Source organism: Cobetia amphilecti, assembly GCF_032923285.1.
Lineage (GTDB): Bacteria > Pseudomonadota > Gammaproteobacteria > Pseudomonadales > Halomonadaceae > Cobetia > Cobetia amphilecti.
The window spans coordinates 1,696,170-1,716,026 of sequence record NZ_CP136695.1 but is presented as its reverse complement, the minus strand read 5'-3'; the positions used below and the strand labels follow the sequence as shown (position 1 = coordinate 1,716,026).

Sequence of the window (19,857 nt, the reverse complement as noted above, 5' to 3'; positions counted from 1 at the left end):
GCGGCGTTTTCGTTGTGGGCAGCCAACGGCTACATGGCCGATCTTCAGCGACGTGGCGCAGAAATTGACCTGGATCAACCACGTCCCTGACCGAGCAAGAACGCCCGTAAACTCTTGCCCCAGATCAAATTTCTCGAAATTCGGCTACCTAGAATGAGGGCATTGTTTCCCGCCATCCTTCAGGAGCCATCATGTCCGACGTCGTCTCTCGCTCAGCCTCCCTCCCCGCGCACCTGACTTCGCGCAGCCCGCGCTCTGCGGCACGCCCGTGGCAGATTCTGGCACTGGCAGGCCTCACCAGCCTCGCGACTCTCGGCGCCACACCGGCCATGGCCGCCGACTCGCTGAATGCCAGCTCTCACAGCTCTCTCAACTCTCTCAGCTCGCTCAACTACGGCGCCGGACAGTTCTGGACGCGTGCAGGTGTCGCCAAGGTCTCGCCGAAGAGTGACAACGGTCGCATCGATGCCATCGGTGCCGACGTGGATGTCGATGATGACAGCGCCTTTGCCTTCACTCTCGGCTATCGCTTCACCGACACCTTCGGTATCGAGCTGCTGGCGGCGCAGGATTTCGACCACGACATCTCGCTCAATGGCCAGAAAGCCGGTTCCGTCGATCACCTGCCGCCGACCCTGACACTGCAGTACTACCCGCTTGGCGGACGTGAATCGCGCATTCAGCCGTACATCGGCGCGGGCGTCAACTACACCCACTTCTCCGATGAAACCCTCGACGATGGCACCAAGCTCGAGATGGATGACAGCTGGGGCGCGGCCGCACAGATCGGCGTCGATCTGGTGATCAACGAGCACTGGGCGGCCAACGTCGCCGCCTGGTATCTGGATATCGATTCCGATGTCACCGTGGCGGGCAGCGTCAACGACAAGGTCGAGATCGACCCCATCGTGACCATGGCCGGGATCAGCTATCGCTTCTGATCAGCCACTTCCTGGCTAGCGCTTCTGACTGGTCAGAAACGACAACGCCCCGCCAGCCCATCTCGGGCCGGCGGGGCGTTGTGCGTTGTGCGTTGTGCGTTGTGAGTTGTGCGCTCGGCACGCCTCAGCGCGGGGCGGCTTGCCCGCTGTTCGTTACCGAGGCCTTGGAAGTTGCTGAAGCTATTGAGGTTGAGGGCGTTGAAGGCGAAGGCGGCATGGCGTCGTCGGCCGGCGCCTTGCTCACCTTGCCCGGACGCGGGCGGTCCAGCACCAGCCCCAGCACCACCAGTGCCGCGCCCGCCACCATCAGCGCGGTCCACTGCTCATCGAACAGCCACCATGCCATCAGCGCGGCACACGGCGGCACCAGGAAGAAGGTGCGCGCGACCTGATGGGCCTCGCCCCGCTCCAGCATCAGCATCAGCAGCCAGATGGCACCGACCGAGATGGCGATCACCAGCCAGGCCATGGTCAGCAGCAGACGCGGCGTGGGGTCAAAGGCAAAGCTGCCGACACTGGTCGCCGCGACGACGAACACCGCGCCCGCACCGAGATACTGGAACATCAGCCCCTCGACCAGCCCCATGCGCCCGGAGACCCGCTTCTGCCACAGCGTCGAGCTGGACACGCCGATCAGCGCCACCAGGCACCAGACGAGCCCGATCAGCGGCCACTCCAGGGTACCCGCGCCATCCTTGGCAAGCCCTGCCCCCAGCACCAGACTGACGCCGATGGCGCCACAGCCAAGCCCCGCCCACTGCTTGGCGCCCAGCCGCACGCCGAACAGCGGCAGTGACAAGGCCGCCGTCACCAGTGGATGCAGGCTGACCAGCAGCGCCGTCAGGCCCGCCGGCAGCCCCGCCTTGACCGCCGCGAACACGCCGCCCAGGTAGGCGCCATGCAACAGCATGCCAATGCCCATCTGCGCCAGACGGTCATTGCGCCGGCCCCACTGACGCGGCTTGCGGCGCAGCCATAGAATCAACCCCAGCACCGGCAGCACCAGCAGGCTGCGCACCAGCAGCAAGGTGAAGGGTTCAGCGTCCAGGGTGCCGAAGCGCGCGGCGATGAAGCCGCTGGCGAACAGAAACACGAAGCAAAGTGGCATCCACATCACGCAGACTCCAGCGAGAGAAATGACAAGCGGTCGGCCCATAGGCAGGTGCAGGACGTGCACCGACGGGACCACGACATGAGCCTTCAGCTTGCCGCGAACCCTCAAGGGGGCACAAGATACAGATAATCACCAATTCAAGGGGTACAGACAGGCATGTCATCCGCCGAGCACGCTTCGTCCGCCAGCCGCCCTTCGCTTGCAGGCCCCGCCATCAACTCAACCACCAGCTCAACCGCCAGCTCAGGCGCCACAGCCGCGACGCTGCCGCGCTATCAGCAGCTGGTCGAGCGGCTCAAGACCCAGATGGCGACGGGTAAACTGAGCGCGGGACAGCGCCTGCCTTCGCTCAGGCGGCAGGCGGCGCAGTCGGGGCTCGGCCTCAACAGCGTGATTCGTGCCTATGGCGAGCTGGAGGCGGCGGGCCTGATCATCGCCGAACCGCGTGCCGGCTATCGGGTCGCGCCAGCGACGCAGGCTGCTCACGACGCGGATGCCCTGAATACCGACTCACAGACCAGCCCGGCTTCATCTCGCCACCCCGACGAGCTAGAGCACGGGCAGCGAGAGTCACATCACAGGCCGCGCGCCATCACCACCCTCACCATCAGTGACCCGGCCTGGCAGGCGATGGCGAATGCCAGTGATCCGCGCCTGGCGCCGTTAGGTGCCGCTCACCCAGAGCTGGACGCCCCCGCCGTGCGTCGCCTGTATCGTCTGGCGCGCACTCAGCTCGGGGCGCATGCCCAGCATCCCAGCGCCTATGCCCTACCGCCGGGCTCGAGCGCGCTGCGCACCGCCATCGCCCAGCACCTCAGCCACCACGGCCATCCCTGTGACAGCGACGCCCTGTTGATCAGCCAGGGGGCGCAGCATGGCATGTCCCTGCTGCTCGGCCAGCTGCGTGCCGCCAAGGGCCGCTGTCGGATCGGCGTCGAAGCGCCGGGCTATTTCGGCATCGTGGCTGCCATCGAAGCCCAGGGCCATCAGGCGATCGCCATTCCGGCCCGCGCGCACCAGGGACTGGATGTCGCGGCGCTCGAGCGTCTGCTCGAACGTCATGATGACAAGACGCCCGCCCTGACGCTGGATGCCCTGATCGTGACCGCGGATGGCCACAATCCCCTGGGCGGACAGCTGAGCACGCCAGATCGCCACCGCCTGCTGGCACTGGCGGCCCGCCACGCCATCCTGCTGGTCGAGAACACCACCTTTGCCGAGCTGAGCTTCGATACCCGCCAGCCGTGGCTGGCCGACCTCGCCCATCGCCATGCCGACAGGCCGATGCCTGCGCTGATCAGTCTCGGATCATTTTCCAAGACGCTGGACCCCCGCACCCGCTGCGGCTGGCTGTGGCTGTCACGGCCCGAGCAGGAGTCACCACTGGGGCTGCAGGCGATGATTCGGGCGCGCTGGGCCAATGGCATGGGCGACATGCCGTGGATGCATGCTGCCCTGAGCGAACTGATCACCAGCGGGGATTACGGCCGCCACGTGCAGCGCATGCGACGCTGCTATGCGAGGCGCCTGGAGCGTCTGCGTGCGCACCTGAGCACGGCGCTGGGTGACCGAGTCTGGCTGCCGCCACCGAGCGGCGGCTATCTGCAATGGTGTGGCCTGCCCAGCCTTGAGGCGCGCCAGCTTGAGCAGTTGCATCAGGAGCTGCTGAATGCAGGCATCGCCACCCTGCCCGGCAGCCTGTTCAATGCCGAACAATCCGGCCTGCGTCTCAATGCGGCCCAGCTCGGCGAGGAAGCGATGCAGAACGCTGCGCGGCCCTCTGACGAGATTCCCCGCCAGCAGGAGATACTGGCGCGCCTCACCGCTCACCTGCAAAAAGCCCTCGCACAGGGCGAGGGCTGATTGAGGTGCGATGTCTGGATTTGCTTATGGCACAGACTGTCAGGCCATGCGCAGCGCCTGCTCGCGGCGACGTGCCCACACCTGATTGATCACCAGTGCCGCCACGATGACCGCCCCACCCAGCGCCAGACGCGCCAGGTCGGCGTCGCGGTTCCAGATCAGCAGATTGACCAGCAGGCCCGCCGGCACCAGCGCATTGTTCATGATCGCCAGCGTGCCGGCATCGACCCGCGTCGCGCCCTTGTTCCACAGGAAGTAGCCCAGCCCCGAGGCCACGATGCCCAGCCAGCCCAGCACCACGAAGTGCACCGGCTGCGACGGCAGCTTGTCGGTACTGCCGAACAGCAGGAACATCACGATCACCAGCGCCAGCGCGCCGAGATAGAACCAGCCGAACACATGGCGATGGGCGACATCCGCCGGCAGCTGCGGAGCAACCTGACGATAGGCCACCTGCCCGATGGCAAAGCACAGATTGGCACCCTGCACGACCGCAAAGCCGAGCCAGAAGCCGTCACTGACCCCGTTGTAGCGAATGATCGCCGCACCCAGCACCGCAATCGCGGCGGTCAGCAGGTAGAATGGCGACAGGCGCTTGTTCATCAGGTCATCGAGCAAGGTGATGTAGATAGGCGTGAAGATGGTGAACAGCAGCACTTCCGGCACGGGCAGCAGCAGGAAGGAGCGATAGAAGAAGATGTACATCAGGCCGAGCTGGATCGCGCCGATGGCCATCAACTGGAAGCGCAGACGACCGCTGATCGCCCGCGGGCGCATGAACGGCGCAAAGATCAGGCACGCCAGCACGATACGCGTCAGTACGGCCAGATAGCTATCGACCTGACCGGACAGATAGACGCCGATCAGGGAAAACGAGAAGGCCCAGAGGGCCGTGACACCAATCAGGTAGGACATGACGAGTAAACTCGGTAGCCAGAAGAAGTTGACACCAATTGTAACCCTCTATGCGCTGCTCGCGCAGATCCGCCGGCTGGATTTTTCGTCACGCTCCGGCCCGGCCTCGCGCAATGCCTGGTCTGGCCAGGGAAGCGGCGAGGTGACGGTCACCCGCGAAGCCCCAGCCTTCCCCCACGACGGGTCACGACAGGCGGCTCAGCAAGAGGAGGAGAGTGTGGTATTTCTCGAGCAGGGCCAGTTCCAGCTCGAGGGCCAGTCATCCAGCGTCAACTTCCACAACCGCTATCGCTGGCAGCTGGCTGCGGATGGCGAGGCGCTGTCGCTCAGTCATGAACGTCGTGGCCGCGATGCCGCCGTCTTCCTGTTCGACTTGGTGGCCGACAGCGCTCGAGGCGAAGATCACTTCGTCAGTCGTGAAGCGCATCTGTGCATCGATGATCTCTACGCCGCCACGCTGGTCATCGTGCGCGATGAGGTGGGCAATGCCCTGGGCTTTGATCTCGACTGGCGCATCACCGGCCCGCGCAAGGATGAACACCTCGCCTACCGCTATCGCTGCTGAGCGCGACCAGCACTGGCAAAGACCGCTGACGGCGTATGACGGGGCCGCTGGCAGCACATGAAAACGCCGCTGACGGAGTGATCCGTCAGCGGCGTTTTTGCTCTGGCAGTCGATACTGACAGTCGATCCTGGCAGCCGATCAGGCCAGCAGACGCGCCTTGAACCACTCACCGATCGCCTCGATTTCCTCGAGACACACGGCGTGCGCCATCGGCCAGGTCTGCCATTCAAGTGGATGACCCAGTGCACGCGCACTCTCGGCGCCCGCCTCACCCAGTGCCAGCGGCACGATATCGTCGTGGGTACCGTGATGGACACTGAGGGCCAGGCCCTGATTGGCGGCGCTCGGCGCAATGGTCGCGCTGGTCGCGAAATAGGTCGAGAGCGCCAGCAAGCCGCCCAGCGGACGCTCGCAGCTCAACGCCGCCTCATAGACCACCGCACCGCCCTGGGAGAAGCCGGCCAGAATGATGCGCTCACTGGCGATGCCCTGGGCGATCTGCTCCTCGATCAAGGCATGCACGTAGGCTGCGGATTCACGCAGCTGCACCTCATCGACGCGCCGGCCGAGATTCATCTCGAGAATGTCGTACCAGGCCGGCATGCGCATGCCGCCATTGACGGTCACGGCCAGCTCCTGTGCATGCGGGAAGACGAAACGCACGCCGTGATTCTCAGGCAGACCCAATGCAGGCACCACGGGCACGAAATCACTGCCGTCAGCACCCAGGCCGTGCAGCCAGATCACGCAGGCATCCGCCTGGGCGCTCGGCTCGATGATCTGAGGGGCACGGTGGCCATGCTGCTGTGATGCGTCACTCATGTTCAGCTCCGGTCGGTAAGAAGGGGAATGCCGCCCAGCCTACCATTGACGCTGGCATCTGCCATGCGATGAGGCTGGCAATCTCACGATGAACAGGCAAATTGCCCTGTCACTCGACGCCCGCCAGCCTCACCGATGCCATAAACGCCATGATGACAGAATATCTTCAGCACCTGTCAATCAAGGGTTCTGCCAATCAAGGGTTCTGGTGCTATTGCAGAATGTCGGCCAGTTCGTTCACATCCTTCACGACATGATCGGGCTTCTTTGACAGCGGGAACAATGCCTTGCCCGGGCGGGCGATGAACGTGGTCTGCAAGCCCGCCTCCTTGGCGCCCGCGACATCCCAGCCATGTGCCGCGACCATCATGGCTTCCTCGGGTTCGACATCAAGCTTGTCCAGCACCCATTCATAGGAACGCAGGTCCGGCTTGTAGATCTGGATATCTTCAATGCTGTAGCGCGCATCGAAATACGGCAGCAATCCCGCGTTTTCGAACTGCGCCTGGACGCCCTTGTTGGACGAGTTGGTCAGGCTGACGATCTTGTAGCCTTCCGCCTTCAGCCTGGCCAGACCTTCCTTGACATCAGGGTGAGGCGGGAGTGTCAGCAACGGGGTGATGATGGCCTTCTTCGCCTGCTCATCCGTCAATTCGACACCGTTTTTCTGCGCGACCACCCGCAACGAGGCGACACCGATCTGCCCGAAATCGTGGTAATCCCGAGTCACGGTAGACACCAGAGAATAATGCAGCATGGTCGAGAACCACAGGGGCAGCAGGTCTTCTCTTCCCCCCAGTGCCTCGCCGACGGAACTGCGCATCGAGGCAAGATCCAGCAGCGTTTCATTGACATCGAAGATCAGCACCTTGGGCTTTTCGACGACATCACCCGCCATCACACTCCCTGACATCAGACCAACGCCCAACACCAATGAACCCGCCACTTTCTTGAGTTTTCCGCGCACCATCATGGGCCTCCACTTGATTGATATCATGGCATCCTGCCTCGGGATATCCGACATGCAGGCCGGCAATCAACAACGTTTAATCACCGTGATGCATCATGACATCCACACAGTGAACTGCCGATGAATCCTTACGAATCATCTGGAAAACCCTCAGAATATTGCGGGCATCAAGCAAGGTGCCATACACAGAGTCGACCAGCCACTTGCTGTGCCCTTCTGGAATCCGGGCATAAAAAAACCCGCCATGGTGGCGGGCAATGAATGTCGGGACAGCGACACCCAGGACAGGAAAGCGTTTGAGAAAGGGTTTTGCCACCAGGTCGTTCTAGAGGGGATGGTGGAGGGTCCCAAAGCCCTTGCTCAAGCGTTCTGCTCACTATCCAAGTGTCTCTACGTCTGGGATATTTCCTTTCGCTCTCCCTGAATGTCGGTAGTCACTGGCTGCGCATCAGTGCCTACGCCTTCAATCGTCGCTGCGCGGTGATTCAAGCAGTGGCAATCAAATCACAGCGCTTCAATTGTTTCGCAATGACAACTTGCGGCATGAAGTCATGTGAACCGAGTCGTGTGAACCGAGTCGTGTGAACCGAGTCGTGTGAACCGAGTCGTGTGAACCGTCAGCATCGAAAGCTCAGCGATGGTCAGCGTCGATATCGACTGCACCATGCACATCACTATCGGCAAACACATTGCCACGGCTGGTGATCAGAATGTCAGGATTTGCGGCGTAGCGCTTTTCGCTCTTCTGATAATCACGCACTTCGCTGTGGATGCCGTGAGATTGAGCGCTATTGAATCGCACGTTACTGCTGTCATCAGTGCTGATATCGGCACTGGCCAGACCGCTGGTGGCGAGGGCAAACGCTGCCAGGCCGTGAGTCATGAATGACTTGATCATCTTTCTATCCTCCGTTCATTTTCACTATCGAGTTGCCATGAAGTGACACATCATTGATCACTTCAAGTACTGGGTATATCCAGGCGGGATATCTATCAGAGTCGATAACTGACATCACCCACGTGACCTATTGATAAAGACCATCAACAAGCACTACCCACAAGGATGCGGTTTACGATGGCGCGATATTCAGGCTTGCCCATGGCGGGACCCTTCTACGTCATCGTACGAGGCACGGGGCGTCGCTGCGCGGGATGACTCCCGACAGATACCGGCCATTTCAGGAAGGGTCAGACTGTCGTTTCACTTCGCGACGAGGTATCACCTGGCGATCAGTGTCAGTGACACTGCTTTACGACTGGCTTGTTCACGCTTTTGATTCTTCGAGCTCTTATGTCTCCAAGCCCTTATGTCTCCAAGCCCTTATGTCTCCAAGACCTTATGTCTTCAAGCTCTAGCTACTTAAAACTCTTGCTGCTGCTCATGACGACACTTGCTACGGGGACGCTTGGGTCAGTTGCTGCCATGCGTGGTCACGAATCAGAGCGGGGCTCAGACAACCTGAATCAGACAACCTGGCTCAGACAATCTGGCTCAGACAATCTGGCTCAGACGCTTTCGCTCAGAGCATGCTGGACGCGAGTCGCGGAAACACTCTTGCCAGCATCGTTGACGAATTGCTGTGAGTCGGACGCCAGGGTCTCGCGCTGACCTTCGATCGCAGCATCGTTCAAGGAGCTTTCGACACGACCCGCGGCAACGCTCATGCCGGTATCGGCAAAGGTGGCTTGCTCGGCGGCGGCGGACTGGGCCTGGCCGTGGATGCTGGATTCGCTGAGCGCAGAGCGCACCTGAAGGTCAGCGACGCTGTCTGCCAAGGCAGCACCGGTGGCAGCAACGGAAAGCGCGGTGGCGGCGATGAGGGTATTGAGCATTTTCATGAAATATCTCCAGTGAAATCTTTTATCGGGTCAACCGGGTAAAAAGGTCAGCCAGGTCGCAAGCAGAGTCCTTGTTCGCTGCCGTCAGTGTGACGGCGCGACGCATCAGGCGTTGTCGTTCAGGGCATGCTCGACACGTGACGCGGCAACGCTCTTGCCGGAATCATTGACGAACTGCTGGGTGTCGCGAGTGACCTGCGCCTGCTGGCCCTTGATGGTCTGGCTGTTCAGCGCCTGCTCGACACGGCTGGCCGCAACGCTCTTGCCTGCATCGGTGATGGCCTGCTGCTGAGTGGCTGCCTGCTGAGCCTGACCGTGGATCACGGATTCACTGATGTTGGCGCGAACCTGCTGGTCGGCAACACTATCGGCATTGGCGACGCCAGTGGCGGTCACGGACAGGGCAACGGCGGCGATAAGGGCATTGAGGGTTTTCATTAGATGACTCCAGAAAAAGTGAATAGCGAATAGATAAAAGGGAGATCAGTGCTGCTGTGGTCCCGGGCCTGAGGCCATGAATCAGGACCTGCAGACTCAGGCGTTGCCGTTCAGCGCATCTTCAAAGCGTGATGCCGCGACACTCTTGCCGTTGTCGTTGCTCAGACTCTGGCCGCGGGAGACGGCGTGCGTCTGCTCACCCTTGATGGTGTCGGCGTTCAGGGACTGTTCGACACGGTTGGCAGCGGCACTCATGCCGGACTCGGCAGCATTCAGCTGCGTCGCGGCGGGCTGCGCCTGGCCGTGGATGACCTGTTCACTCAGTGCGGCACGCACCTGGGCATCGGCAACACTTTCATCAGCGGTGGCAACGCCGGTGGCAGCAATGGAAATGGCAGCGGCGGCGATCAGGGAAGTCAGGGTTTTCATGATGATTCTCCAGAAATGGGCAAGGATCGAATGTCAGGTGAGGCGATGTTCGGGGGTCACCGAGTTGTCAGCGTGGCCCACTCTGCTTCAGGCGTTGTCGCTGATGCGCTGCTGAACGCGGCTAGCGGCGACGCTCTTGCCCTGATCATTGACGGTGGCGTTGGCCTGGGACACGGCAGCGGTATCGACGCCACGGATGTGGTCAGCATTGAGCGCCTGCTCAACGCGACCGGCAGCAACGCTCATGCCCGTTTCGGAGAAGCCCTGCTGGCTGGTGGCAGCCGGCTGAGTCTGGCCCATGATCTGCTGGCTGCTGATGGCGTTCTGGACGCGCACGGCGGCAGGGCTATCGTCGGCTGCGAATACGGAGGTGCTGGCAGTGGCGATGGCGACGGTAGCGATCAGAGTCTTGAGGGAAATGTTTTTCATGGTGTATCTCCTGGTCCTGGTGCGGATGCTTCCGCTTTGAGTCGTTGTCAGTCAGTGAAGGAGTGGTTTGCTGACCCCTGTCCGGGTCCTGGCCTTCACTGACTGTGGTGCGTGCTGCGTTTCGATTATTAACAGACTAATTGTTATGCTGCGCTCAAACTAGCCGTGCAACTGGAAGCTCACTGTTTCTCTTTGAGCAACGCCACTGGAAACGAACGGCCTTCCCCAGCGCTTGCCCCTACTGCCCCTCTCATCACCCATAAAGCTATTGCATCGGTTCTGAAAAAGACTTGTACAACATGGAGAGTGCAAGAATTCCTTGTTTGCGTGCTGGCCCATCCCCTTGAGCGGCGCTTCGGCCTGGCAGATCACTATCGACTTTGGTTGAGGAAGACAGTGTCTCGCCCACCACCTTGGTCGAACATGCTGCACGCTGCAGGGTGTGTCTTGCTGTGCTGATGAGTTATACGTCGCCACAGCAGAACTGGATGCCACAAAAACAAGAAAATGCGTATTTTTCTTTCTGCTTTGGCTGAGACGCCTGAAAACAGCGTCTAGCAGCAAGAAATTGTGCACATCAATCTTTACGAATATTCATTGACCGATTGTTCAGGGTGTGGATTCTGCCCCTCACACTGTCAGTCGGTGACGCCTTGCCCACTGATGTCGAGAAGATTCATGTCGCTCGACAACCAAGAGCTCGAGGTCAATACCGCCTCATCAGCCCTGCATATTTGCTGCAACGTTGATGGAGTGCATTGTGAACCTCGCGAGCCGCGGGATATATCCCCGCGCCGGAACAGGATTGATTCTCTCATCGAATCAATTCAGCGCTCTTCCAACCCGGACTGAAGCACCCTCACCCACCCACGCGAAGTAATCTCAACGTTTTCAATCGCTTAGGCGACCCATGCAACGATGTCAAAATGATGACAGCCTGGGGACGGCCGTCGCATTTCCGGCGGTGGACGGCAGAACGTGGTGGAAGAGCGTCAAGAAAACGGCGAGAAAGTGTCGCGTGAGCAGCGCTAGGCTGGCGTAAAGGGTCGGGTAAAGAGTGGCGAGTGAGGGAAAGGAGCGAGAAGACAGAGAGAGCAGAGAGTGGGAGTGGAGGAAGGGAAAGGAGAAGGGAGTAGATAGAGGGAGAGAAGGAGCACCAGCAGGACACCACGGCCGGCAAGCAGCACTCGGCTCGGTTCACACAGAGCCAGCCCCGAACGAAGTCGCGCATTATCGACCGTCATCCGACGTGGGATACACTGGCGTCATGCCTATCGAGCCCGAAGCCCAATCCCATGCATCGCCCGGTGCAGCCGAGTCATCGCCCCCTTTTGCCCAATGGGCCGACTCCCCCTGTGCGACCGGCCGCGACCTGCGCCGCGACTGCGCGCGCTACAGTCACCCGCGCGTCAGGGATATCGCCTGGCTTCTGAGTGCCCCGGACCTCTTGCAGCTTGCGCGTTACCCGCGCCCGTCCCTGGCGGCACTCGGGCTGGAGGATGACCGCGTCCGCCACCGCTGGCTGATGACACTGGAGCAGGCGCCCCACGCGCTCGAGGCCGCCGTGAATGAGCGCCGCCACTATCGCCTGGGCCACTACCATGAGCTGCTCTGGCAATTCGTGCTGGCACACGCGCCCGGCAGTCACCTGCTGGTCAACAACCTCAGGATTTCCCAGGGCAAGATCACGCTGGGCGAGCTGGACATGCTCTATCTGGCGGCGCAGGACACGGCGCCCACGCACCTGGAGGTCGCGATCAAGTTCTATCTCGGCCTGCCAGAAGGCCCCGAAGCGGCTGACAGCCCGGCACGCTGGATAGGCCCCGGCGGCGCCGACAGCCTCGCCATCAAGTATCAGCGCAGCCTTGAGCATCAATTGCCCCTGGCCTATACCGAGCGCGGACAGCAGACGATCCGCCAGGCACTTGCCAGACAAGCACTGGCCAGACAGGCAGGCGCGAGCGAGACGAACTCACCGCTGGCAGAAGATCCGCCTGCCCCGCTGCTTGCAGGCCAGCAACTGGCATTGCCCGGTTGCCTGTTTCGCCCCTGGCAGCCAGATATAGCTCCCGCCGACTGGCTGCCCCCGCCCCGCCATTGCCATCCCGAGAGTGCGCGCCAGGCCGGCTGGTGGATGAGCGTCAGTCAGTTCGCTGCCTTCTGTCAGACCCTCGAGGCCTCCCCGATACATGACGGCCCGCTGTTGGGCTGTGTCAGGGAAAAGCCTGCCTGGCTGGCCGCCCCGCCCGTGGCGTCGCTACAACCATGGCATGAACTTGACCGCTGGCTGCGCGATCACTTCGTGCCACCTGCCGCTGACGACCTCAGGCCGGACGAACCGGTTCAGCAAGTCACGGCGGCTCAGCAAGACGCGCCGGCTCAGCAGCATAGCCGCCAGCGCACGCATCAACACCCCCGCCAGCTGTGGCTGGAGCGCAGCGTGGCGGCGCCTGACGGCGAGCCGACCACCGCCAGCTCGCCCCGCCAGCAATGGCGGATCTTCGTGGTGCCGGACGACTGGCCGAGCTTCATTCCACTACCGCCCCCGGCGCCTGCCGCGCAGTGAGCCTGCCGCGTGGCTTGCTGATGGCTTTGTCTTGCCACGTGAAATCAACGATAATGCGCCGCGTCAGATCAGGGTGGCGACAATCCATCAGCCTGATCTCGCCATTCGGCCCGCGCGCAACACTACCCCGCTGCTCCCGGGTCTGCTGGTGACCCACCCCTGTCGCTAGCCAACGGCTTCTCGGCACGTCTTCTTGCCTGACCGACCACCTCATCGGTCACCTGATGACGCCTGCTGCAACGCATCTGCTGAATCCGTAGGACGTCATAGTGAAAACACGACTTTCCAGCCTCGACATCGTGGCGCTGGGCTTCATGACCTTTGCCCTCTTTCTGGGCGCAGGCAATATCATCTTCCCGCCTCAGGTGGGTCAGGGCGCGGGTGCCGAATTCTGGCCGGCGGCACTGGGCTTTCTGGCCACCGGTGTCGGCATGCCGCTGGCCGGTATCGTCGCGGTGGCCGTGATCGGCGGTGGCCTCGACAAGATCACCTCGCCGTTGCCCAAGTGGGCAGCCGCGGCCTTCGGCGTCGCCATCTACCTGTCCATCGGGCCGATGTTCGCGATTCCGCGCACCGGCACCGTGGCCTTCGAGATGGGCATGCGCCCCTTCATCGACATGTCAGCACAGAGCGGCCTGGCCCTGCATTCGGTGCTGTTCTTCGGCATCGCCACGCTGATCGCGCTGAGCCCGGGCAAGTTGATGGATGTGGTCGGCAAGTGGCTGACGCCGCTGCTGATCGCGCTGCTGGCGCTGATCGCGCTGTTCACCATCATCGACCCACAGGGGCCGCTGGGGCCGGTGAGTCCCGAGTGGGCCGAGGCGCCGTTCATGACCGGCTTCCAGCAGGGCTACCTGACCATGGATGCGCTGGCCTCGATGGTGTTCGGCATCCTGATCGTCTCGGCGATCAAGGCACGCGGCATCACCGCGACCGCTGACGTGACCCGCTACACCCTGTGGGCCGGCGCCATCGCCGCCATCTGTCTGGCCGCCGTCTACCTGCCGCTGACCTACATGGGCGCCACCAGCCATGCACTGGTCAGCGAAGCGGCCAAGGGCGAACTGATCCCGGTCTACGTCGAGGCACTGTTCGGCGATGCCGGCAAGCTGATCCTGGCGCTGGTCATCACCCTGGCGTGTCTGACCACCGCGGTGGGCCTGTTGACCTCCTGCGGCGAGTTCTTCCATCGCCTGCTGCCGAGCGTGCCCTACCGCCTGCTGGTGATCGTGATGGCCGTGGCCTCGGCGTTGATCGCCAATCTGGGCCTCTCGACCCTGATCAGCGTCTCGATTCCGGTACTGGTGACGCTCTATCCGCTGGTGCTGGTGCTGACGCTGCTGTCCTACCTGCGTCCGCGCCTGCATGATGCGCCGCGCGTGTTCGCCTGGACCCTGGGCCTGACGCTGCTGGTCAGCCTGCTGGATGGCTTCGAAGCCAGCGGCATCGACTCGCTGATGGCCATCTCGCACCGCATCGAGCCGCTGCTGCCGCTGGCCTCGATGAATCTGGGCTGGCTGGCGCCGGCGCTGGCGGGGCTGATCATCGGCATGCTGGCCAGCCGTCGTGACCAGACGAACCTGGACCCGGCACTGGCCGCGCAGGACTGAGGCTCACGCCAATCAGTCGCGCGGCGTGACCAGAAACACGAAAGCCCGCCTCTCCAACGAGAGGCGGGCTTTTTGTTGCGACATGACAGGTGACAGAAAACAGATGACAGGCACCCGTCAGCTATCAGGCGACCGTCAGCGCGGCGTACTACGCGACAGGCCCAGCTGAGCCAGGGTGGCGTCATCCAGCGCATGCACGGCCTCGACGCCGCTCAGTGCCGTGAAGTAGTCCGGCGTCAGGAAGTCACGCCCGCCAAGCAGGTGCTCCAGATACTCGCGTGCCGGCTTGAGGCCCTCGGCGGTGCGCTCGGGCAGCGCCACATACACCCAGGCGTCGATCACGCCTTCGCGGGTGACGATGGAATGAAGGAAACGCTCATATTCATGCGGGCGGCCTTCGAAGGGGTCCATCAGCGTGATCTGCTCGGCCTCGAGCAGCTCATACAGCACGCCTTCGACGCGCTCGCCCGGCGCAGGCTGCACGTTGGCATGCGCGATACCATCGACCCGAGAGGCCTTGTCGAAACTCAGGCGATGCTCTTGCAGCCAACCATGCACGGCCCGTCGCGTCTCGCCGATGCGTGCCTCGACACGCGCCGGATTCATGTTGCTGCCGTAGGCGAAGTAATAGGCCATGCAAGCGCCTGACAGTTGTCTCGAGGCGCAATGCGAGGGCATCACGCCTGCATAGGGGCAGAGTGGGAGGTGTCGGGTAGAGGAGGCTCAGTGCGAGGTGAGACCCCTACCCGGCAATCAGTGCGTCGTGATCAGCGTGTCGATCTCGCGAATCACTTCCGTCATCGCCACGCGGCGCTCGGGGCGGGCATCCTTCAACCAGGCCTCGATGGCCGGCGCCACTTCACACTTGGCGGGGAACGGCGCGCGGGCATCGCACAGCGCTTGCAGACGGGCGATGAACACGAAGCGCAGCCACTGGCCCATGTCCATGTGATCGACACAGAATGGCTCCACACTCATGAAGGCCTGCGGGGATGGCGTGTCCATGCGCCACAGGTCTGCTGCCTTCATGGTCGCTTCCAGACGTGCCAGCAGCGCGCGCAGCTCGTCGTAGGGATTGCCGGCGATCTCGCCGTCCTGGGGTTGTTCAGTCGGATTCATGCGACCTCCGTCAAATCATGCATGGTTCGTTCACGCTATTATCCCGATGATGCTCACGGAAGGCCAGGAGGCCGCATGGCAGACACGCTGTTCAATGATGTGATGATACTGCTGGGAGCCTCGGTAGTGGCCGCGGCGCTGTTCCGCCGCCTGCATCTGCCGCCGGTGCTGGCCTATCTGGCGGTCGGCTTTCTGGTCGGCCCTCATCTGGCGGGCTGGATCGGTCGCCCGGAAGAACTCGCCTTCCTGTCGGAATTCGGGCTGGTGTTTCTGCTCTTCTCGCTCGGCCTCGAATTCTCGGTGCCGCGGATGCGCGCCCTCAAGACCACGGTGTTCGGGCTGGGTGCCTGTCAGGTGGCGGTATGCAGTGGCCTGTTCTGGGCACTGGGCTCGGCGCTTGGCCTGTCACCGGCGGCGGCGCTGGTCGCGGCCGGTGCACTGGGGCTTTCCTCCACCGCCATCGTTACGCGGGAACTGGCGCGCTGGAATGAACTGGACAGCCCCCACGGCCACGCCGCCGTGGGCGTGCTGCTGTTCCAGGATCTCGCCGCCCTGCTGTTCCTGATCCTGATTCCGGCCATGGCCGGCGATGGCAGCCAGCTGCTCAGCGACCTGGGCCTGATGCTCATCAAGGGGCTCGGGCTGGTGGCGGTGATGCTGATGATCGGCAAGTGGGTGCTGCCGTTCGTGTTCCAGGAAATCTCGCGCGCGCGCTCGGAAGAGCTGTTCGTGCTCACCGTGCTGCTGGTGGCGCTGTTCTCCGCCTGGCTGACCCACAGCCTGCACCTGTCGATGGCGCTGGGCGCCTTCCTGGCCGGAATGATGCTCGGCGAGAGCCATTTCCGCCATCAGATCGAGGCCGACATCCGGCCCTTCCGCGACATCCTGCTGGGGCTGTTCTTCGTCTCGGTGGGCATGTTGCTGGACCCGCAGGTGCTGCTGGCCCAGTGGTATTGGGTCGTCATCGGCGTGGCCTGCCTGCTGGCGACCAAGGCACTGCTGATCACCGGACTGGCGCGCCTCTCCGGCCGCCCGCTGGACAGCGCGCTGCGCACTGGCCTGGTGCTGTCCCAGGGTGGCGAATTCGGCTTCGCGCTGCTGGCCCTGGCCAGTCAGCAACGCCTGATGGACAACGAGACCGTCGGCCTGGTGGTGGCGATCATCATCGGCTCGCTGGTAGTCACGCCAAGCCTGATTCGCCACAACCAGCAGCTGACGCGCCGCCTGTGTCGCTCCACCACGCCCACCCAGGAGAACCCGCACACCACCGCGGAGCTGAGCGCCGCCACCGCCCCGCTCAGTGGCCATGTCATCGTGTGCGGCTTCGGGCGTGTCGGCCAGACGGTGGGGCGATTTCTCACTCAGGAGAAACTTGAGTGGATCGCCATCGATGCCGACCCCATCCGCGTCCACGAGGCCGCCAGCGCCGGTGAGCCGGTGGTGTTCGGTGATGCTCAGCGTCTGGAAATCCTGCGCGCGCTCGGTATCGAGCGCGCCCGTCAGGTGGTGATCACCGTCAATCAGCTCTCGCATGCGCTGGCCATTCTGCGCGCCATCCAGCCGCTGGAACTCGAGAACCTCAAGGTGCTGGTGCGCACCCAGGATGACGCGGACCTCGAGACCTACAAGGCCGCCGGGGCCACCGAGGTGATTCCCGAGGTACTCGAGGGCTCGCTGATGCTGGTCTCGCATGTGCTGGTCAATCTCGAGGTGCCCTTCCGGCGCGTGGCGCGCTCGATCCAGAATGCGCGTGAGGCGCGCTACAGCATGCTGCATGGCTATTTCCATGGTCAGCAGTCCCAGCTGACCGACAAACGCGGCAACCCGCTGCTGCGACGACACCCACTGACGCTGACCGCCGATGCCTGGGCCTGTGGCCGGCGACTGGACGACATCGCCCTGCCGGAAGTGTGCGGCATTCTCGTCTCACGCGTGGTGCGCGCCAGTGGCGAGAACCTGGAAGAACCCACCGGCGACCTGACGCTGGCGTGTGGCGATACACTGGTATTATCGGGATTGGCTGATCATATTGAAGAGGCGGAAACCCGCCTGCTGACCGGCTGACAGGCCTTGAGCGGCAGGCGACACCCAAGACTCCGCCGCCTGCTGTCCTGCCGCCAGCAACCGAGCTGGCGTGCGGGAGGGAGAGCGTCACAGAGAGTCAGCTCGGATGAACATACTGATGAGCACACTGAAGGGATCGACATGTCAGGGGGCACGGCCCTGCATGGGAGATAGCACCCATCACCAGGAGGCAATACACATGGAAAGCGCAGGCGTACACAATTACATGGAGCAGCTGGTGCTCGACCAGCTGCGCTTGCATCCCGATAGCCACGCCATGGATGTCGACAGCCGCGAAGACGTGGCCTGCATCGCGCTCAATCAGCTGGCGCCCCGCTATATCCGCCACGACGTCGACATGGCGTTCTACATGGCACCCGCCGAGCAGGAGCTGCTGGAAGAGCGCGTCTCGATGGCGCTTCAGGAAGCCTTCGACAAGGTGCGCTCGATGCCCCGCCACGGCTAGCCACACGCTGCGGCCCCATGAAGCGTCGCCCTGAACGCGCCCTGAACGCGCCCTGCAACACCAGAAACGGATTAATGATCACCGCCAGCGAAACGACAACGGCCACCGCGATGGATATCGCGGTGGCCGTTGTGTCTGTCGCAGGTACTGCCCGAGGCGTTACCTCACGTGACCTGAGGGGCATTACCTCAACCGGGCAGTATCAGATGCCCTCGGCGCACTGCGGCGGCACTTCATCCAGCACCTTGCGCAGGAAGGCGCGCGTGCGGTCATCCTTCGGCGCGCTGAACAGCTGACTCGGCGGCCCCTGCTCGACGATACGCCCGCCTTCCATGAAGATGACGCGGTCGGCGACTTCCCGCGCGAACTGCATCTCGTGGGTGACCACGATCATGGTCTGGCGCTCGACCGCCAGCTGCTTCATCAGCTCCAGCACCTCATCGACCCATTCCGGGTCCAGTGCCGAGGTCGGCTCATCGAACAGGATCACCTCGGCCTGGGCGGCCATGGCGCGCCCGATGCCGATACGCTGCTGCTGACCGCCTGACAGAGCCGCCGGGAAGGCGTCCGCCTTCTCGCTCATGCCGATACGCTCGAGAATCTCGCGCGCTCGCTGGTGCGCCTTGGCCTTGGGCCAGCCGTTGACGACGATCAGGCCCTCGGCAATGTTCTCCAGCGCCGTCTTGTTGGCGAACAGCGCATAGTTCTGGAACACGAAGGCACTGCTGCGACGCAGACCGAGAATGTCGTGACGGCTGGCGCGTGTAGCCTCGACCTTGCGCTCGCCGATCTGGATCTCGCCACCATCGGGCTGCTCGAGGAAGTTGATGCAGCGCAGCAGCGTGGACTTGCCGGTGCCTGACGGGCCGATGACGACGATGATCTCACCCTGCTTCACTTCCAGAGTGATGCCATCGAGTACGGCCTGCCCGCCGAATTTCTTGACCAGGTTTCTGACTGCAATCATCGCTGATAGGCCTTGTTGAGACGTTTCTCCATCCAGCGCTGCACGAAGGACAGCCCTTCCACCATCACCCAGTAGACGATGGCCACCATGATGAAGGATTCAAAGTACAGGAAGCTGCTGGCCGCTTCCTTCTGGGTCGCGCCCATCAACTCGGTCACCCCCAGCGTGAAGGCCAGCGACGTGGACTTGATCATGTCCACGAAGTAGTTCATCAGCGTGGGGGCCGCCACGCGGGCCGCCTGGGGCAGCACGATGCGTCGCATCAGCTGGACATTGGTCATGCCGATGGAGAGCGCCGCTTCGGTCTGGCTGCGATCGACCCCGACGATGGCAGCGCGGATGGATTCGGCCATGTAGGCCGAGAAGTGCAGCGTCAGGCCGAGAATCGTCGCGGTGACGCCATCGATCTGGGTCAGGAACGCCATCACCTGCGGCAGGCCGTAGTAGAACAGGAACAACTGCACCAGCAGCGGCGTGCCGCGGAAGAAGGAGATGAACACGATGGTCAGCGCATTCAGCACCGGCACCTTGAGCACCCGCACTACCGCCAACAGCGAGGCCAGCACCAGCGCGGCCACCATGCCGATACAGGCCATCTTGAGTGTCAGTGGCAGGTATTTGAGCATGACCGGCAACAGGCCAAGCATGTAATCGATATTGAGAGTATCCATTCGTTATCCGGACAGGCTGGGGGCTTGGCTGAGGGTCTGGAAAGACACCCGTCGACATGACGACAACG

The 19,857-nt window shown here is 62.7% G+C and carries 21 protein-coding genes; 7 read left to right on the top strand and 14 right to left on the bottom strand.

What is annotated here, in order from left to right:
- The first annotated feature begins 329 nt into the window (after nt 1-329).
- Nucleotides 330-941: an OmpW family outer membrane protein gene (locus R1T44_RS07395; protein ID WP_153636803.1), complete on the top strand. Its 612-nt coding sequence runs from the start codon at nt 330-332 to the stop codon at nt 939-941.
- Nucleotides 942-1,065: 124 nt separating this feature from the next.
- Here R1T44_RS07395 and R1T44_RS07390 read toward each other — a convergent pair whose 3' ends face one another.
- Nucleotides 1,066-2,055, bottom strand: a complete 990-nt coding sequence (locus R1T44_RS07390) for a DMT family transporter (protein WP_172978630.1) — start codon at nt 2,053-2,055, stop codon at nt 1,066-1,068.
- A gap of 156 nt (nt 2,056-2,211) precedes the next feature.
- Between R1T44_RS07390 and R1T44_RS07385 the strand changes: the two genes are divergently transcribed.
- The gene (locus tag R1T44_RS07385; RefSeq protein ID WP_153635378.1) at nt 2,212-3,918 is read left to right on the top strand and encodes an aminotransferase-like domain-containing protein; all 1,707 of its coding nucleotides are present in this window, start codon (nt 2,212-2,214) and stop codon (nt 3,916-3,918) included.
- Nucleotides 3,919-3,957: 39 nt separating this feature from the next.
- Here R1T44_RS07385 and R1T44_RS07380 read toward each other — a convergent pair whose 3' ends face one another.
- Nucleotides 3,958-4,833, bottom strand: a complete 876-nt coding sequence (locus R1T44_RS07380; RefSeq protein WP_153635377.1) for a DMT family transporter — start codon at nt 4,831-4,833, stop codon at nt 3,958-3,960.
- Here R1T44_RS07380 and R1T44_RS07375 point away from each other — a divergent pair.
- Entirely contained in the window at nt 4,832-5,398 is a 567-nt protein-coding gene (locus R1T44_RS07375; protein WP_153635376.1) for a DUF6314 family protein, read from the top strand. The two genes, R1T44_RS07380 and R1T44_RS07375, sit on opposite strands and share 2 nt — an antisense overlap.
- A gap of 139 nt (nt 5,399-5,537) precedes the next feature.
- Here the strand turns inward: R1T44_RS07375 and R1T44_RS07370 are convergent, their stop codons facing one another.
- The 8 genes from R1T44_RS07370 to R1T44_RS07335 all read right to left on the bottom strand — a co-directional run bounded on the left by R1T44_RS07370 (nt 5,538) and on the right by R1T44_RS07335 (nt 10,326).
- Complete coding sequence (locus R1T44_RS07370; protein ID WP_153635375.1) at nt 5,538-6,221, bottom strand: alpha/beta hydrolase; 684 nt, start codon at nt 6,219-6,221, stop codon at nt 5,538-5,540.
- Nucleotides 6,222-6,432: 211 nt separating this feature from the next.
- Complete coding sequence (locus tag R1T44_RS07365; RefSeq protein WP_317292821.1) at nt 6,433-7,194, bottom strand: haloacid dehalogenase type II; 762 nt, start codon at nt 7,192-7,194, stop codon at nt 6,433-6,435.
- A 73-nt stretch (nt 7,195-7,267) separates the two neighbouring features.
- Nucleotides 7,268-7,507: a hypothetical protein gene (locus tag R1T44_RS07360; protein WP_153635374.1), complete on the bottom strand. Its 240-nt coding sequence runs from the start codon at nt 7,505-7,507 to the stop codon at nt 7,268-7,270.
- Between the two features lie 315 nt (nt 7,508-7,822).
- Nucleotides 7,823-8,074, bottom strand: coding sequence for a hypothetical protein (locus R1T44_RS07355; RefSeq protein ID WP_317292820.1), 252 nt, complete (start codon nt 8,072-8,074; stop codon nt 7,823-7,825).
- Between the two features lie 623 nt (nt 8,075-8,697).
- A complete protein-coding gene (locus tag R1T44_RS07350) occupies nt 8,698-9,030 on the bottom strand; it encodes a hypothetical protein (protein ID WP_153635373.1) in 333 nt (110 codons plus the stop codon).
- 105 nt (nt 9,031-9,135) lie between these two features.
- On the bottom strand, nt 9,136-9,468 hold the full coding sequence (locus R1T44_RS07345; protein WP_043335408.1) for a hypothetical protein: 333 nt from the start codon (nt 9,466-9,468) through the stop codon (nt 9,136-9,138).
- 96 nt (nt 9,469-9,564) lie between these two features.
- A complete protein-coding gene (locus tag R1T44_RS07340) occupies nt 9,565-9,897 on the bottom strand; it encodes a hypothetical protein (protein WP_153635372.1) in 333 nt (110 codons plus the stop codon).
- An 87-nt stretch (nt 9,898-9,984) separates the two neighbouring features.
- Nucleotides 9,985-10,326, bottom strand: coding sequence for a hypothetical protein (locus tag R1T44_RS07335; protein ID WP_153635371.1), 342 nt, complete (start codon nt 10,324-10,326; stop codon nt 9,985-9,987).
- A 1,267-nt stretch (nt 10,327-11,593) separates the two neighbouring features.
- Between R1T44_RS07335 and R1T44_RS07330 the strand changes: the two genes are divergently transcribed.
- Together R1T44_RS07330 and brnQ are read left to right on the top strand one after the other, a co-directional pair.
- Complete coding sequence (locus R1T44_RS07330; protein WP_153635370.1) at nt 11,594-12,892, top strand: DUF1853 family protein; 1,299 nt, start codon at nt 11,594-11,596, stop codon at nt 12,890-12,892.
- A 269-nt stretch (nt 12,893-13,161) separates the two neighbouring features.
- A complete protein-coding gene (gene brnQ / locus R1T44_RS07325) occupies nt 13,162-14,502 on the top strand; it encodes a branched-chain amino acid transport system II carrier protein (RefSeq protein WP_197738709.1) in 1,341 nt (446 codons plus the stop codon).
- Nucleotides 14,503-14,637: 135 nt separating this feature from the next.
- On the opposite strand, the gene R1T44_RS07320 is transcribed toward brnQ, so the two are convergent.
- Together R1T44_RS07320 and R1T44_RS07315 are read right to left on the bottom strand one after the other, a co-directional pair.
- Nucleotides 14,638-15,138 (bottom strand): gamma-glutamylcyclotransferase family protein, encoded by a 501-nt coding sequence (locus tag R1T44_RS07320; RefSeq protein ID WP_153635369.1) that lies wholly within the window; start codon nt 15,136-15,138, stop codon nt 14,638-14,640.
- A 117-nt stretch (nt 15,139-15,255) separates the two neighbouring features.
- Complete coding sequence (locus R1T44_RS07315; protein WP_153635368.1) at nt 15,256-15,621, bottom strand: YqcC family protein; 366 nt, start codon at nt 15,619-15,621, stop codon at nt 15,256-15,258.
- Nucleotides 15,622-15,696: 75 nt separating this feature from the next.
- Here R1T44_RS07315 and R1T44_RS07310 point away from each other — a divergent pair, with 75 nt between their 5' ends.
- Both R1T44_RS07310 and R1T44_RS07305 read left to right on the top strand, forming a co-directional pair.
- Nucleotides 15,697-17,685, top strand: coding sequence for a cation:proton antiporter domain-containing protein (locus R1T44_RS07310; RefSeq protein WP_082388800.1), 1,989 nt, complete (start codon nt 15,697-15,699; stop codon nt 17,683-17,685).
- Nucleotides 17,686-17,884: 199 nt separating this feature from the next.
- On the top strand, nt 17,885-18,151 hold the full coding sequence (locus R1T44_RS07305) for a late competence development ComFB family protein (RefSeq protein WP_054556810.1): 267 nt from the start codon (nt 17,885-17,887) through the stop codon (nt 18,149-18,151).
- Between the two features lie 202 nt (nt 18,152-18,353).
- Here the strand turns inward: R1T44_RS07305 and R1T44_RS07300 are convergent, their stop codons facing one another.
- Nucleotides 18,354-19,118, bottom strand: coding sequence for an amino acid ABC transporter ATP-binding protein (locus R1T44_RS07300; RefSeq protein WP_131431600.1), 765 nt, complete (start codon nt 19,116-19,118; stop codon nt 18,354-18,356).
- Nucleotides 19,115-19,789: an amino acid ABC transporter permease gene (locus R1T44_RS07295; protein ID WP_043335389.1), complete on the bottom strand. Its 675-nt coding sequence runs from the start codon at nt 19,787-19,789 to the stop codon at nt 19,115-19,117. Before R1T44_RS07295 ends, R1T44_RS07300 begins: the two co-directional genes overlap by 4 nt.
- Nucleotides 19,790-19,857: the final 68 nt, after the last annotated feature.